General features: G+C 45.9%; 16 protein-coding genes. 2 read left to right on the plus strand and 14 right to left on the minus strand.

Annotated features, from left to right (window positions below; genetic code table 11):
* Positions 1 to 4: 4 nt before the first annotated feature.
* The 6 genes from rnc to OKX56_RS00640 form a co-directional block, all read right to left on the minus strand.
* On the minus strand, positions 5 to 751 hold the full coding sequence (gene rnc, locus OKX56_RS00615; RefSeq protein WP_019225653.1) for a ribonuclease III: 747 nt from the start codon (positions 749 to 751) through the stop codon (positions 5 to 7).
* 71 nt (positions 752 to 822) lie between these two features.
* Positions 823 to 1050: an acyl carrier protein gene (gene acpP / locus OKX56_RS00620; protein ID WP_015044197.1), complete on the minus strand. Its 228-nt coding sequence runs from the start codon at positions 1048 to 1050 to the stop codon at positions 823 to 825.
* Positions 1051 to 1170: 120 nt separating this feature from the next.
* Entirely contained in the window at positions 1171 to 2166 is a 996-nt protein-coding gene (plsX, locus tag OKX56_RS00625; protein WP_025205368.1) for a phosphate acyltransferase PlsX, read from the minus strand.
* 86 nt (positions 2167 to 2252) lie between these two features.
* On the minus strand, positions 2253 to 2432 hold the full coding sequence (gene rpmF, locus OKX56_RS00630) for a 50S ribosomal protein L32 (RefSeq protein ID WP_015044199.1): 180 nt from the start codon (positions 2430 to 2432) through the stop codon (positions 2253 to 2255).
* 5 nt (positions 2433 to 2437) lie between these two features.
* Entirely contained in the window at positions 2438 to 2950 is a 513-nt protein-coding gene (locus OKX56_RS00635) for a YceD family protein (protein WP_015044200.1), read from the minus strand.
* Between the two features lie 66 nt (positions 2951 to 3016).
* The gene (locus OKX56_RS00640) at positions 3017 to 4219 is read right to left on the minus strand and encodes an acetate/propionate family kinase (protein WP_019225655.1); all 1203 of its coding nucleotides are present in this window, start codon (positions 4217 to 4219) and stop codon (positions 3017 to 3019) included.
* A gap of 229 nt (positions 4220 to 4448) precedes the next feature.
* Between OKX56_RS00640 and spoVV the strand changes: the two genes are divergently transcribed.
* The gene (gene spoVV / locus OKX56_RS00645) at positions 4449 to 5627 is read left to right on the plus strand and encodes a dipicolinic acid transporter SpoVV (protein WP_019225656.1); all 1179 of its coding nucleotides are present in this window, start codon (positions 4449 to 4451) and stop codon (positions 5625 to 5627) included.
* 11 nt (positions 5628 to 5638) lie between these two features.
* Here the strand turns inward: spoVV and OKX56_RS00650 are convergent, their stop codons facing one another.
* Together OKX56_RS00650 and rsmD are read right to left on the minus strand one after the other, a co-directional pair.
* On the minus strand, positions 5639 to 6127 hold the full coding sequence (locus OKX56_RS00650) for an SPFH domain-containing protein (protein ID WP_015044203.1): 489 nt from the start codon (positions 6125 to 6127) through the stop codon (positions 5639 to 5641).
* A gap of 5 nt (positions 6128 to 6132) precedes the next feature.
* Positions 6133 to 6696: a 16S rRNA (guanine(966)-N(2))-methyltransferase RsmD gene (gene rsmD / locus OKX56_RS00655; RefSeq protein ID WP_019225657.1), complete on the minus strand. Its 564-nt coding sequence runs from the start codon at positions 6694 to 6696 to the stop codon at positions 6133 to 6135.
* Between the two features lie 309 nt (positions 6697 to 7005).
* On the opposite strand from rsmD, the gene gpr reads away from it, so the two are divergent.
* Positions 7006 to 8001, plus strand: coding sequence for a GPR endopeptidase (gene gpr, locus OKX56_RS00660; RefSeq protein ID WP_019225658.1), 996 nt, complete (start codon positions 7006 to 7008; stop codon positions 7999 to 8001).
* Between the two features lie 185 nt (positions 8002 to 8186).
* On the opposite strand, the gene OKX56_RS00665 is transcribed toward gpr, so the two are convergent.
* The 6 genes from OKX56_RS00665 to OKX56_RS00690 form a co-directional block, all read right to left on the minus strand.
* The gene (locus OKX56_RS00665) at positions 8187 to 8321 is read right to left on the minus strand and encodes a small, acid-soluble spore protein, alpha/beta type (RefSeq protein WP_019225659.1); all 135 of its coding nucleotides are present in this window, start codon (positions 8319 to 8321) and stop codon (positions 8187 to 8189) included.
* 128 nt (positions 8322 to 8449) lie between these two features.
* On the minus strand, positions 8450 to 10831 hold the full coding sequence (gene recG, locus OKX56_RS00670) for an ATP-dependent DNA helicase RecG (RefSeq protein WP_019225660.1): 2382 nt from the start codon (positions 10829 to 10831) through the stop codon (positions 8450 to 8452).
* 4 nt (positions 10832 to 10835) lie between these two features.
* Positions 10836 to 11702, minus strand: a complete 867-nt coding sequence (gene sdaAA / locus OKX56_RS00675) for an L-serine ammonia-lyase, iron-sulfur-dependent, subunit alpha (protein ID WP_019225661.1) — start codon at positions 11700 to 11702, stop codon at positions 10836 to 10838.
* Between the two features lie 16 nt (positions 11703 to 11718).
* Positions 11719 to 12396, minus strand: a complete 678-nt coding sequence (sdaAB, locus tag OKX56_RS00680) for an L-serine ammonia-lyase, iron-sulfur-dependent subunit beta (RefSeq protein ID WP_025205366.1) — start codon at positions 12394 to 12396, stop codon at positions 11719 to 11721.
* Between the two features lie 287 nt (positions 12397 to 12683).
* Positions 12684 to 14408 carry a DAK2 domain-containing protein gene (locus OKX56_RS00685; protein WP_019225662.1) on the minus strand — a complete coding sequence of 575 codons (1725 nt, stop codon included), beginning with the start codon at positions 14406 to 14408 and terminating at the stop codon, positions 12684 to 12686.
* A gap of 46 nt (positions 14409 to 14454) precedes the next feature.
* On the minus strand, positions 14455 to 14811 hold the full coding sequence (locus tag OKX56_RS00690) for an Asp23/Gls24 family envelope stress response protein (RefSeq protein ID WP_025205365.1): 357 nt from the start codon (positions 14809 to 14811) through the stop codon (positions 14455 to 14457).
* Between the last annotated feature and the right edge of the window lie 268 nt (positions 14812 to 15079).

Here is a 15079-nt window from a genome sequence, read left to right on the forward strand (position 1 = left end):
CAATTTATACCTCCCATGCTTTCAGCGCAAAATGGGCTGCCTGCTGCTCTGCTTCTTTTTTGGTCTTACCGATTCCTTTTCCCTGCAGTTCACCATGAAGATAGACCCCTGCAGTAAACCGCTTATCGTGGTCGGGTCCTGTCTCTTCAATGATCCTGTAGCAAACCTCATATTCCTTCTTTTGCGCTTTTTCCTGAAGCATGGTTTTGAAATCTCCATAATTTCCTTCGTTAAGTTCCAGAATCTCCGGAACAAGCATGTCGAGTATGAATTTACGAACTTTTTCAAAGCCATACTGCAAATAAATCGCTCCAATGACTGCCTCCAGCGCATCAGCAATGATGGACGGCCTGTCCCTGCCGCCAGAGGATTGTTCCCCTTTACCCAGAAAGAGCGCCTGGCCCAAGTTAATACTGCGGGCTTTTCTAGCCAGCGTCGTTTCATTGACAACTGCAGCCCTCATTTTGGTAAGTTCACCTTCAGGCTTATCCGGATAGTTCTGATAGAGATACTCGCCAATGATAAAATCCAAAACGGCATCGCCTAAAAACTCCAGCCGCTGATTATTCTCCAACCCGCTGTTGGGATTTTCAAAAGTAAAAGAAGGATGCGTCAGCGCAGTAAAAATCAGTTCGCTTTGCAGGTTTTCCAGCCCTAACTGCCTGATAAAGGATTCAACTTCTCCCGTTTGTTCAAGGTATTTATTCCGGGAGCTCTTATGGAAATACGCGCGGCGGTTTCTTTTGGCCATGTATTGCTCCTTTCATCCTGAATGAGTTAAAAGCCCCGTAGTAGCCTAACTACGGGGCCTCGAAACTAGGCTTATTGGTTCTCTTGCACATACTTCACAACATCAGCAATGGACTGAATATTTTCCACCTCTTCATCGGCAATATCAAGGTTGAATTCCTCTTCAAGTGCCATGACAAGCTCAACAATGTCCAGAGAATCTGCGTTTAAAGCTTGGAACGTCGTGGTAGGAGTAATTTCATCTTCGCCTACTCCCAGTTGATCAATAACGATTGCTTTTACCTTTTCGTATACATCCATTTATGCCACCCCCTCTCAGATAGTTTATTTCTTACCCTATTATTCTGAGCAGTAAAGTCTTTTATTCAGAATTGTACCAGTATTTATCAATAATGCAAGCAACTTTTTCATGGCAGCAGTCTATTTTTGCGTACTTTTTTCTAAACCATCGACGATTTTTTCAATAATTTGTCCTTCGATACATTCTTTGGCTACACGAACAGCATTAAAAATAGCATTTTCTTTGGAACTTCCGTGACAGATAATACTTGTACCGTCCACTCCGAGAAGCGGGGCCCCACCGTACTCAGAATAATCCAGCATGTGTGCAATTTCTTTCAATCCGGGTTTAACCAGTATTGCTCCTATTTTCCTGATAGTGCTAGCTGTAATTTTTTGCATAATCAGCTGGAAAAGCGATGATGACATTCCTTCAATGGTTTTTAGTACAATGTTGCCGACAAAAGCATCACAGACAATGACATCTGCAGTCCCATAGGGAATGTCCCTGCCTTCAATATTTCCGGCAAAATTCAGGGAAGATTGTTTTAGCAGGTCATAAGCAGCCTGAACAAGTTCGTTCCCTTTACCCTCTTCACTGCCAATATTCAGCAAGGCGACCTTGGGACTTTTAAGCCCCAGAATCTTTTCGGCGTAGATACTTCCCATCATCGCATACTGCAGAAGGTTTTCCGGTTTGGCATCCGGATTGGCACCGACATCGAGCAGCAGCTTTCCGCCTTGAAGCGTCGGCAGGACCGTACAGATTGCAGGCCGGTTAATTCCTTTAATTCTGCCTAAGCCCAGCAAAGCTGAAGCCATCTGTGCTCCGGTGCTGCCTGCTGACACCAGAGCATTCGCATATCCTTCCTTCACGAGTCTCGTGGCGACAACAATAGAGGCATCTTTTTTCTTCTTAATCGCAGCGGCCGGATGTTCATCCATCTCAATGACTTCGGAACATTCATAAATCTCAATCGTGCTTTTTAAGTCTTCAGGTATATGTAAGTCTATCTTGTCTTTCTGTCCGACAAGGATGATCTGGATATCCGGAAGAATCTTGGCCGCTTTTAAGGCGCCTTTGACAATCTCTCCGGGCGCATGATCTCCGCCCATGGCATCAACGGCGATTTTCATCCACGACATACCCCCTTTCTCTCATTATATACAGAAAACTTGGCTGACGCCAAGCTTTGATCTGTTTTTTCGAGTACTCTAACTTATTATTCACCCATAGAGATGACTTCTTTGCCATTGTAATAGCCGCAGTTCGCACAAATATGATGCTGAAGCTTCTGTTGATGGCACTGGGGGCATTCCACAAGATTAGGAACGGACAGCTTATCCATTGCTCTGCGCCTGCGGACTCTAGATTTGGATTGTTTATTTTGATGAACACCCATTGATATTACACCCCCTTATTCCATTTGGATAATATTTCTAAGCGAGGATCAATATCCTCAGTGGAGCACGAACAAGGATTCACATTGCGGTCAGCGCCGCATTTCAGACAGAGCCCCCTGCAGTCTTCAGAACATAAGAACTTTAAAGGAAGCTGCAGCAGCATATGCTCTACAATCCTGTCGTCAATCGGGAATTCGTCCTTTTCAAAAACCAGTATGCTGTCGTCTTTGGCTTCAGAAGCAAATTCTGCCGGGACCCATTCGTCTTCAAAAACAATCTTCAGATTATACGGGAATTCTTTCAGACATCTGGAACAACTAACAGCAATCACAGACGATATTTTCCCATTCACCAAGAGTGATTTGCCAACATTTTCAGCTTTTAATTCCACTTCAAGCGGGGATAAGAAACGATAAGACTCATTTCCGAGCTGCAAAGGTGGAAAATTTTCTTCATTAAAACTAAAAGTTTTTGACCCACCCTCGGCCCGCCTTAATTGAAAAACATTGACGATCACCAGCAATCACCTCGATATGCAACAACTGTAATTATAGTTATCACTTTTTTCTTTGTCAAGAAAGGATTACATCTTCTGGATGATTTCCTCAGTATCCAAGGCAATCATAAGTTCTTCGTTTGTCGGGATAACCATAACCTTGCATCTGGCTCCCCACTTGGAAATGTCCACTTCTTGCCCTACGGCCGCTTCATTTTTCTCATCGTCAATACTGACACCGATGCAGCCCAGCGTATCACAGATTGACCGGCGAATTAAAGGAGAGTTTTCTCCCAGTCCGGCTGTAAATATGATCCCGTCGACGCCGTCTAGAATTGCAGCATAGGCACCAATGTATTTTTTAACGTCATGAACAAAAACATCCAGGGCAAGCTGGGCACGGTAATTGCCTTCGTCAGCAGCTTTCTGTAAATCGCGAAAATCACTGCTGACTCCCGAAAGGCCAAGTACGCCGCTTTTCTTGTTTAACAGCGCATTGACTGCGTCCCCGGAGATCCTTTCTTTTTTCATGATAAACGGAACAATGGCCGGATCAAGATCCCCCGACCGAGTGCCCATCATCAGCCCCTCCAGCGGTGTGAACCCCATGGAATTTTCAACTGATTTCCCATATTTTACAGCCGTAAGTGAAGATCCGTTACCCAGATGGCAGCTGATCAGCTTTAACTTTTCCAGCGGTTTGCCCATGACCACCGCGGCCCGCTGGCTGACATACTTATGTGAGGTCCCATGGAAACCGTATCTGCGGATCTTGTACTTTTCATACAGCTCGTAAGGTATCCCGTAGATATAAGCCTCCGGAGGCATCGTTTGATGGAATGCCGTATCAAACACCGCAACCTGAGGTGTCCCCGACATCATCTGTTCGCAAGCAATAATCCCCGCCAGGTTGGCTGGATTATGAAGCGGTCCAAGTTCAAAACACTCTTCAATCGCCTGTTTGACCTCTGCATTCACAAGCACGGAGCCGGACACTTTTTCTCCACCATGGAGCACTCTGTGCCCTACTGCATCAATTTCTTCCAGTGACGTTAAAACACCAAAATTCGGATCGATCACAGCCTGTAAAACCAATTTGATCGCAGCTGTATGATCCGGCAAATCAGCAATAATGACCTCTTTTTCTCCACCTTTCGGACGATGCGTAAGCATCGCTCCGGGAAGCCCGATTCTTTCCACCAGGCCTTTTGCCATCGCACTCTTCGTTTCCATATCCATCATCTGGTATTTGAGCGATGAGCTGCCGCAATTTAGCACGAGAATCTTCACAAATTACACTCCTTTACTCTCTTCCACCAATCAAGATACATTGCCTATATAATATTGTATTTTTTTCTCTTTCTTATCTTTGTATACTCCGGTTATATAAATCACATATAGGAATACCCTAAATATGAGTGAAATAAAGTAAACAATATATGAACTGATTATAAAGAGTCTATCATATCTTTGTGCCCTGTCAACCCCTTTTGGTGTTCCGTTCTAAATACGCTAAAGGATGGTGACGACTGCCTTGCCATTCCTGAGAATCCTGCTCTTTTTAATACTTGCCGCCTGTATGTTCATTTATCCTCAGGAAGTATTGAGTTCTGCCGCCAAAGGCTTAACGCTTTGGGTAAATTATATCTTGCCGGCCTTATTTCCATTCTTCATTGTCTCTGAACTTCTTCTGCAGCTTGGCCTAGTCAACTTTCTGGGAGTCTTGCTCGAACCACTGATGCGTCCTGTTTTTCGCCTGCCGGGCAAAGCCTCTTTTGTTTTGGCCATGACACATACTTCGGGGATTCCGATCGGAGCGATACTGACATGCAAACTAAGGAAAAACGGAGATATTACACGGATCGAAGGGGAAAGACTTCTTGCTTTTACTAGCAATCCCAGTCCAGGTTTTATGTTCGGGGCAGTGGCGTCGGGGATGCTTGGAAACCCTGCCCTGGGCATTATTATTGCAGGATCTGTTTATCTGGCCAACCTGCTGGTCGGTTTGATTTTTCGTAATTATGGTGTTTCATCCGAAAAGGCTATTCCAAGAACGAATTCTTCCTGGAGAAAGGCTTTGCGTGAATTAAAAAACCTCCAACAAAACAATAAAACCATTGGCGCATTATTGGCTGATGCAGTCAGGGAAAGTACGTCAACGATTATCCTGGTTGGAGGATATATCATTTTTTTCTCTGTAATAACCCATCTTCTAACAGTAACGCATCTAAGCTCCGTTCTAGCCGACACATTCCATTTCCTCTCGGCCGGGTCCATTTCTATTCTGGAAGCAAATGCCATCATCCAGGGATTCTTGGAAACCACCTTGGGCTGTAATGCAGCCGTCCAGGCCTTTTCATCCCTGAACAGCAAGATTGGGGTCCTTGCCTTGCTGCTTGGATGGGGGGGGATTTCTGTTTTTGCACAGGTATCCAGCTTTACGGCGTCGACAGATCTTCGGCTCCTTCCATTTATAGCCGGTAGAACTATCCATTCCTTTTTGGCGCTTCTGATCAGTCAGCTACTGCTAAAATTCAGCCATATTCCAACCTCCGGCCTCCCTGTACAGCCAACTGGGGGTGATGCTTCCTGGCTGTTGTCCTTAAGATGGAGCAGCCTGTATTTTTGCCTATGCAGTTTGGCCCTGCTTTTCATTGTCTTCATGATTGGAATATGGAAAAAAGTGCACCGCCATTAAGATAAATTTGTTTATTCCTGCTCCATGGTCTGAACCCGTTCATCCCAACGGGCCATAGCATTTAATTCTTCCCGGCTGGCTTTGATGGATTGAAAAGCCTCTCCCATTTTTGATTCAATATCCTGAAGCAGATCATCGGAATATTTCAAAGCGCCTAATTTTACTTCTCGGGAATACTGCTGCGCCTTTAAGACAATTTCTTCGGCATAGGCCCGGGATTGAGCAACGATCTCATTTTCCTGAAGCAGCTGGTCAGCCTGCTTTTGCGCCCGGTCTACAATTCTCTGCCCATCGCTGCGGGCTTCTTCCATATAGCGGTCTCTTTCAGCCAAAACATAATTCGCCTGTTTAATTTCCTCCGGCAGAACGGAACGGATTCCATCCAATATTTCTAATACTGTTTCTTCATCAACCATGATCTTGCCGGTTAAAGGCACCTTGGTTCCATGGTCAAGCACTTCTTCCAACTGTTCAATGAGATCAATCAAATGATTTTCCAAAGGAATTATCCCTCCTCATGCTCTTCTTTGTTCTGAATAAACCATAACCTGGTATCTCCATATTCTCTTGTTAACCTTATCTCCAGAGGATCTATCGCATCATCAATGGTTTCGTCTGAAGAAGTTTCAATGATAATGACTCCACTGGGATTTAAGACAGTGTGCGTCTGCAAATAGGCAAGGGCCATGTCGGCCAGTCCCCGCCGATAAGGCGGATCAAGAAAAATTAAGTCAAAGCGTTCCTGAACTGCTTGTTTAAAAAAATTCATTGCGTCCATCCGGAGTATGCTGGTCCTTGGTGCTGCCCCGAGAATTTCGGCATTCTTTCTGATTGTCTCCAGGGCTGAAGTATCTTTCTCAACCAGAACAGCATGACGGGCCCCCCTGGACAAAGCTTCAAAGGAAAGGTTTCCGGTTCCCGCAAAAAGATCCAGGACTCTGGCGTTCATTACCTTGCCGGCAAGAATATTGAAAATCGCCCCTTTGACTTTATCGGAAGTCGGACGGGTATCCATGCCTTTAACAGTTTTTAAATTGCGGCCTTTCCATTGCCCAGAAATAATTCGCACGATGTTTTAGTCCTCTGGATATGATGTCTTCACTTTATCCTTTTATTATACAGTGATCTAACCTGATTTAAATATTTTTTTACAGGATACTCCCATTTTTTAAGTATATCATATCTGATTCCAAACGAAAAACATATTATTCCATTCCAGTATCTAATGAATCTCCGACTTGAATCTCCAATTAATATTTTATTTGATACGCAATTTGAATTTGCCACTTTATTTTTTACTCATCAATCTTCCTTATTTGAATATCTGTGTTAGAAATCCAACATACTAAAACAGATTTAAAAAGGAGCTGCTGCCGATATGAAATTATCGAACAAATCAAGCTTTCTAAAAAAAATGAATATTTCTCTCGACCTGGCGGTGGAAGCCCATGACTTGCTGCGGGGAGAAAGCGGCCAGGAGATAGCGGGCGTCATCATGAAAAAAGAAGAACTTCAAGAGGCAACTGTCACCGCAATTCAAATCATAAATGCCAAAGGCGAAAAAGAATTGGGCAGGCCTAAAGGAAATTATATTACAATTGATGCTCCGGATATCAAAGAAAACAACTACCAGCAGCACAATAAAATCGTTGCAGTATTAGCAAGGCATCTCGCCGGATTGTTTAATTTTAAGGAAGATACCAGTTTTTTGATCGTTGGTCTTGGCAACTGGCAGGCAACTCCAGACGCGCTTGGGCCCAAAGTTGTCGAGAAAATCATGGTCACCCGTCACCTTTTTCATTATACCCCCGAAGAAATTGAGGGGAAAATGCGCCAAGTGTCAGCGATATCACCTGGTGTGCTTGGCCTGACCGGAATCGAGACGGCGGAGGTAATCCGCGGACTGGTTGAACATGTCCGCCCGGATTACGTGATCGCGATCGATGCCCTAGCCGCAGGTGCACTGGATAGAATCGGCACAACCATTCAATTAGCGGATACCGGGATCAATCCTGGTTCCGGAATTGGTAATCACCGCAAAGGGCTCAATGAAGAAACCCTTGGCTGCAAAGTCATTGCTATCGGCGTTCCCACTGTTGTCAATGCTGCAATCATCGCGCATAAGACCATCGAAGAGCTTTTTGAACAAATGGAATCCGAACCTTCCCTGGCCAAAATCTATCAACAGGAAAATGAACAGGTTTTGATGAATGTCATGCAGAAAGCCTTGTCGCCCTACGAGGGCAGCCTGATGGTTACACCCAAGGAAGTCGATGAATTAATTGAAAGAAGCGCTAAAATTATTGCTGCAGCAATCAACCAGAGCATTCATTCCGGAATTGACAGCCATAATTTTGAGACCTACCTTCATTAAACAATCTACTTTTTACATCGACCCGAATAACTATAATGATTATAAGAGAAACATATCCTTTAACCGTAACTAAAAAACCTTTTGTTGCAGCATATCAATCAATGCTTCAACAGAAGGTTTTTTATTCCGTATCTCGTCATTCGTAATTCGTAATTCGTAATTCGTAATTCGTTATTCGCCATTCTTTATTCTTTATTCTTTACGTCTTCTCTGTTTTTACTTTTTCTTTTTGTTTTTTTCTGGGGAAGACCCATCTCTTGCGCAATTTCATATTTAAGATTTTCCAATTCACTTGCCGTATCTTTTTTCGCCTCTGTCATACCCTCTGCCTCCTTGAAAGTTCTGCATCAATCCGTGACTGGAATGTGCCGACAAGGAATAGTATGAGCCTGTGCAAAAAAATCATACGTACTGTGACTTGTTTATTAGTATAAAATTGTTCTCAGCACTAATTCACTCCGATTTTTTCTTTGGGATAAAGGCGGCTGACTTCCTGATAGGCTTTTTCGTATTTCTGAGGATCTTTCAGAACCTTTTGAAGCAGTTGATAGGCTTTTTCAACCAGTCTTCCGTCAGTTCCCAGGTCTGTAAGCTTTAACTCCGGTACGCCATGCTGGCGAAGCCCAAGCAGCTCTCCCGGGCCCCGGATCTTCAAATCCTCCTCGGCAATCCGGAAGCCGTCCTCTGTCTCACAAAGAACATTCAGCCGGGCACTGTCCCGGGTATTGCTGATCAGAAGACAATACGACTGTTCTTGTCCGCGTCCGACTCTTCCGCGAAGTTGGTGAAGCTGGGCAAGCCCGAATCTTTCAGCATCCTCGATCACCATCACAGACGCATTCGGTACATTGACTCCGACTTCGACGACAGTTGTCGTAACCAGGATATCAATCTCCCCGCGTCGGAAGCGCTGCATGATCTCCTCTTTCTCCTGTCCTTTCATTCTTCCGTGCAGAAGCGCAACACTGCTTCCTTCAAAAATGCGGCTTAATTCATCAGCCTTTTGGGTTGCTGAAACAAAATCCGATTTTTCTGTTTCCTCGACAAGCGGACAAACGACATAGATCTGCCGACCCGCAGCGACATGCTGCTTCAGAAATTTTTCCATGCTAGAGCGGCTGCGGTCTGAAATTTTCCTGGTGATAATCGGCTTCCTGCCAGCAGGCAGCTCGTCTAGCACCGAAAGCCGAAGATCGCCGTATAAAGTCAGCGCAAGCGTCCTCGGGATCGGGGTAGCGGTCATCACCAGGACATGCGGATTCTCGCCTTTGTCCTGCAATAGAGTCCGCTGTCTGACGCCAAACCGGTGCTGTTCATCGGTAATGGCAAGACCGAGGGCGTTGAACCGGACGGATTCCTGAATGAGGGTCTGGGTTCCGACGACAACCTGCGCTTTTCCGCTCAAAATCTGCCCTAAGATTTGTTCCCTTTCAGGCTTACTCTGGTTCCCGACAAGGAATACAACTTTTACCCCTAAAGGTTCAAATGCGGCCTGCAGCGATTCATAGTGCTGCTGGGCAAGCACCTCAGTCGGCGCCATCATAGCGGCCTGAAAACCCGAGCCCACAGCCTGCAGCAGGGCAGCCATCGCTACCACGGTTTTACCTGATCCAACATCGCCCTGAAGCAAACGGGCCATCGGCTTTTCAATGCTCCCCATATCTCGGAATATTTCCCGGATGACTCTTTGCTGGGCACCGGTCAGCCGAAAAGGAAGCCCGGAAGCAAATTTTTGGACCAAAGCTCCACCCTGGTTTAAAACGAGACCTGCTTTCTGAGGCCCGGGGGAACGAAGCCTAGCCAACGCCAGCTGAAGCAGAAGGATTTCCTCAACGACCAGTCTTTCACGTGCCTTTTTCAGGGTTTCTGCGGAGTGCGGAAAATGAATTTCTTTGATGGCTTGTCGCCGTTCCATCAAATTATTTTCCTCATACGGAAAGAACTCGTCAAAGATTCGGTCAGCCTGCGGCAAAATAACCTGGATGATCTCCCGGATAGTTTTCGAATTGAGACGGGCTGTTTCCGAATATACTGGAACCATTTTTTGAGCAGGACCCTCGTAAAGTCCTTTCCTGATTTCGGACGCAAGCAATTCCGGGATCCTGGTGCGCCATTGTGCTTTTCCTGTCACAGTGACCTTTGTTCCGTCCGGGTATTGTTTTGGAATATGTATTTGATTGAACCAGACGGCATGAATGCTTCTGCCGTCCTGTTTAATATTTAATTTGACGACCTTGACTTTGCCTTTGGTAACCTGGCTTCCAGTTACAATCCCGTCAATCGTAACATACTCCCCGTCCTGAATATCCTGAATCCGCCGTTTCGATCGGATTTCATATTTGCGCGGATAATGCCGCAGAAGATCCTCAGCCGTATAAATCCCCATATTTTCGAACTGTTTGGCTCTTTGCGGTCCGACACCTTTGATATACTGCAGATTTTGGGGATGACAGATGCTTCCTGTCTGAACTTCAAGGCTGGTTAAGACTTTCTCTGTGGTACGAAAGGTTCCTGATGCTTCTTCCGATGTTGTTCCGCAGATTGCTCCAGAAGCTAGTCCAGGAGCATCTGAAGATGTTGTTTTATCCAGTAGTTCCTGGAGTTCACGCCATAAAGCCCGTCGTTTATACGGGCTGACTTCATGATACTCTTCTGCTATTCGTTGCATTGAGGCGAGGTTTTCCGCGGAAAAAACACCGTCCAGTTCAGCAAGCAAGTCCAGTAAAAAGCTGCTGAAGCCGCCGACTGCGCCTGTATTAATAAATCCCTGTTTTTCCTCGGCTTTCATCGCCCTATTCACGCTGTTTCGCCAATGATCTGATTGCAGCACATTCTCACCTTGCCAAATGATCTTTATATTTCTGAGCCGCAGGAGTGACGGCGAGTCCCCCCCGGGACGTTTCCTTAAGGCTGCAGGACATCTCCCTGCCGATTGAAGCCATTGCATCAATGACCTCATCCAATGGGATCGCACTTTTGATTCCAGCCAAAGCCATTTCGGCTGCGGTTAATGCTATAACTGCTGCCATGGCATTCCTTTTTACACAGGGCACCTCGACCAGCCCGGCTACAGGGTCACAGACTAAACCAAGAAAACTTTTCAAAGCCAATGCTGCTGCCTGCGCTGTTTGATCGGGCGATCCGCCGCACAATTCCACTGCTGCCGCTGCAGCCATGGCAGCCGCTGAACCTATCTCAGCCTGACACCCGCCTTCTGCACCTGAGACACTAGCTCTTTCCGCAATGACCATCCCAAGGCCGGCAGATGTAAAAAGAGTCTGAACGGCATCTTCTTCCGTTGCATCCGACATTTCCTGAACTGTCAGCAGTACAGCGGGCAACACGCCGCACGATCCTGCTGTCGGTGCTGCAACGATCCTGCCCATACCGGCGTTTACCTCAGCTACGGCCATTGCTCTGGCTGCTGCCTTGTTCACCAGATTACCCAGAATCGACTTGCCGCTTTCTCTATATTTCTCCAAAAGAGCAGCTTCTCCTCCTACAAGTCCTGACAATGATTTCCATTCTCCGGTCATTCCACTTTCAACTGATTCCCGCATCACGGCATAATGGTTCTTCATTTTTTTTAACAGCTGTTCAGCCGGTATACCTGTCCTCAGACATTCCTCCTGAAGAACCATATCACTGATTTTTTTATTAAGCTTTTCGGTTTTTTCCACTAATTCACCATAAGAACGCATCTGTCAACCCCCCGCGTCAAATGTCTATGATGGGTTCAATAAACATCACCTGCTCGATCATCGGCATCTTTTTCATTTCGCTGCTAAGAATATCCGTGATCGGCTCATCCGTCTCAATAACCGCCAGCGCATTTTGCCCTTTGCCTTCTCTGGATACTTTCATCTGGGCAATATTGATTCCTTTGCCCGCAAGCAGTTTGGTTATTTCAGCTATCATTCCCGGGTAATCCATATAGATCGCAATTAAGGCAGGATATTCCCCGGTAAACTCCACGTTAAAGTCATTAACCGCAGTAATCAGAATTTTCCCGCCGCCCAGCGATGAACCATTGATTTCAGCTTTTTCCCCACCCCAGCCGGTTAGCAGGAAACGAACCGAATTCGGGTGTACATCACCCAGATTGACATTTTCAAATACCGTTTCCATCCCAGCCTCTAGTGCAATCCTCGAAGCCTCCCTGATCCGGCTATCATCCGGCTTCATCCCGAGCAGCCCTGCTGTCAAGGCAAGATGAGTTCCATGTCCCTTCCCCGTCTCAGCGAAAGAACCGTGCAGCTGGATACGGGCCTGCTTCACTTCGGCGCCAAGTATTTTAGCAGCCATCAGACCAAGCCTGACCGCCCCCGCCGTATGGGAACTTGATGGCCCGACCATTACCGGCCCCAGCAAATCAAAAACACTCCCAACCTTCACCCGCTCACCTTCCTTCAGTAATAACTTGGGGTAATCTTTTCTCTTTCATTCATACATTTACGATAGCTTAGTTACTTACAAAACCATTATGCTAGGGTAAGTCTGGATGGCGTAGTGTGGCTTTTTGCGTCAAGGAAGACGCAATAGCCGAAAGCGGTATTGTGGCATGCAGACTTACCCTAGCAGATTGGCTTAGGAGATCTGCCCTAACAAGATGCTTTCGAAGACCTACATCGAGAAACCGGCTTGGATAAAAAAAACTTCGGCCGAAGCCGAAGTTTTTTTGTTTATTCAACCCCGAGAATATAATAATATAATGGCTGTTTCCCTGAATAAACCTCGACTTCAATCTCCGGTTTTTCCTCGCTAAGCCAGTCCGTAAGCAGGCTTACATCTTCTTCAGCCATGTCTTTACCGTAAAAAATGGTGACAAGATCCTTTTCGCGCCAATTCATTTCCTCCAGAACATTTTTGGCAACGTCGAGAATATCTCTGCCTGTCGTCTTTATTGTTCCCTCAATCAGGCCAAGAATATCCCCTTCGGCAATCTCCAGCTCGCCATACTGCGAATTTCTGACTGCATAAGTTACTTCTCCCGAACTTACCTGTTTGAATGCCGTTGTCATATTTTGAACGTTTTCCTCCGGAAGGCTGTCGGAATTGAAAGCAAGTAAAGAAGCGATCGCCTGCGGTATTGTCTTAGTCGGAATAACGTAGATTTCCTTGTCTTCAATCAGTTCGTTGACCTGACCGGCCGCCATGATGATGTTACTGTTGTTCGGCAGAAGGAAAATATGGCGGGCGGGAACTTTCCTAATCGCTTCGGCAAGATCACTGGTACTCGGATTCATCGTCTGACCGCCGAAAACAACCTCATCGACACCCAGACTGGTGAAGATTTGGGCAATACCTTCTCCCATGGCGACGGCAACGATCCCATAGTCCTTGACCTTTGTTGTCCCGGCCGAAGCCGCCTGGTCTGCAGGAGCCCCTGATGAAGCATCCTCAAGCCCGCCGGTATAAGCAGCTTCACTGCTTTCAGGCACATTTTTGGCCTGATGGGCAGCCAGCTCATTCTGGGCAAGCATATTGTGAATCTGAACTTCATGCAGAGAACCATATTTGATGGCATAATCCAAAATAAGTCCGGGGTTCCGGGTGTGAATATGGATCTTGACCACATCCTCCGTGCCCACGACCAACAAGCAGTCACCTTTGTCCAGGAGTGCCTGTCTTATAATATCGGGATCAAGGCCATTTCCTTTCACCAGAAACTCAGTACAATATGGAAATTCCAAGCTTCCAACGGCAATAATACCTGAAACCGCAGGAATCTGGACCTCCTCCTGCTGTACCTCAGCATAACCAATTTCCTTGCCTTCCAAAGCCAAGATCCAGCCGTATAGAATAGTCAGGAAGCCCTGACCGCCGGCATCAACCACACCTGCCTGTTTCAGAACAGGCAGCATCTCAGGCGTCCTGGCCAGCGCCTCTTCACCTTTTTCACAACCAGCCCTCAAAACTTCCAGAATATCAGTCGTTCCGCTTTTTGCTTTAAGATATGCACCCCGGGCAGTCTCCCTGGATACAGTAAGAATTGTTCCTTCGACCGGTTTCATTACTGCCTTGTACGCGCTTTCAACACCGGTTTGCAGCGCATGAGCCATCTGGAGAGCATTTGCTTCGTTAAGACCTTCCAAGCCCCTGGCAATCCCTCTCATGATCTGAGACAAAATAACACCTGAATTCCCCCTAGCACCCATCAGGGAACCTGTAGAAGCGGCACTTGCGACTTCATGCACAGAATTGCCCGTTACCTTGTCTGCTGCTAATGATGCTGCTTTGAATGTCAAATTCATATTTGTACCCGTATCCCCGTCCGGGACCGGAAATACATTCAAAGCATCAATTTCCTTCTTCCTTTGCTCCAGCAGACGAGACCCCGACCTTATCATATCTTTTAATACGTTTCCGTCAATTTTTTGAGCTATAGTGTCCGACACGGCTTTCAAAATTTATCCTCCTACTCATCCTAAGATCATCTGAGTGTATTCTCAACTATTCTAAAAATCTTACCCCTTGAACATTTACGTTTACTTCAGCCACTTTTAGACCTGTCATTGTCTCGACAGTGTAACGGACCCGGTCCATTACATTGGAGGCAACCTCCGATATTTTAATTCCGTATCCCACAATGATGTTAAGGTCTATGATCAAGTCCTCTTCCTGAAGGGTGACGCTCACCCCTTTGGATAAGTTTTCCCTTTTAAGCAAACCTGAAACGCCGTCCGAAATCTTTCTTGAAGCCATACCCACCAATCCATAGCACTCGATTGCCGCCGCACCTGAGATCGTAGCTATAACATCTTCTGATATTTCTACATTTCCCAGTTTTGTTTCCATCAGCTTTGCCATCTTTTCAACCTCGCTTTCCCAATAATCCGGCATCAATTTAATCTTTTGCATGATAAAATTCCATTTTGAAAGATTCATCGTTTCCTTTAATATAATTAGGATAATATACGCGGTAGCTTTCGTCAAATACTATGTGAATACGGTGAGCGGTCAAAGTAAATGCAACCTTTGACAGAGTAAATATAGTGGGGTTTCATTGAGTCTGTCAAAATACTGGGAATAACAGGTATAGTACCTGTTAAAAATAGCCGATTCAGATTATATGGAG

It is taken from the genome of Dehalobacter sp. (genome assembly GCF_030063005.1).
GTDB lineage: Bacteria > Bacillota > Desulfitobacteriia > Desulfitobacteriales > Syntrophobotulaceae > Dehalobacter > Dehalobacter restrictus.

Excerpts from the sequence above, each read along its gene's own strand:
- OKX56_RS00665 (WP_019225659.1), bottom strand. The coding sequence starts at position 8,321 with ATGACAGAGGCGAAAAAAGATACGGCAAGTGAATTGGAAAATCTTAAA.
- rpmF (WP_015044199.1), bottom strand. The coding sequence starts at position 2,432 with ATGGGTGTTCATCAAAATAAACAATCCAAATCTAGAGTCCGCAGGCGC.
- spoVV (WP_019225656.1), top strand. The coding sequence starts at position 4,449 with ATGGTGACGACTGCCTTGCCATTCCTGAGAATCCTGCTCTTTTTAATA.
- plsX (WP_025205368.1), bottom strand. The coding sequence starts at position 2,166 with ATGAAAATCGCCGTTGATGCCATGGGCGGAGATCATGCGCCCGGAGAG.
- gpr (WP_019225658.1), top strand. The coding sequence starts at position 7,006 with ATGAAATTATCGAACAAATCAAGCTTTCTAAAAAAAATGAATATTTCT.
- sdaAA (WP_019225661.1), bottom strand. The coding sequence starts at position 11,702 with ATGCGTTCTTATGGTGAATTAGTGGAAAAAACCGAAAAGCTTAATAAA.
- acpP (WP_015044197.1), bottom strand. The coding sequence starts at position 1,050 with ATGGATGTATACGAAAAGGTAAAAGCAATCGTTATTGATCAACTGGGA.
- rnc (WP_019225653.1), bottom strand. The coding sequence starts at position 751 with ATGGCCAAAAGAAACCGCCGCGCGTATTTCCATAAGAGCTCCCGGAAT.
- OKX56_RS00690 (WP_025205365.1), bottom strand. The coding sequence starts at position 14,811 with ATGGCAAAGCTGATGGAAACAAAACTGGGAAATGTAGAAATATCAGAA.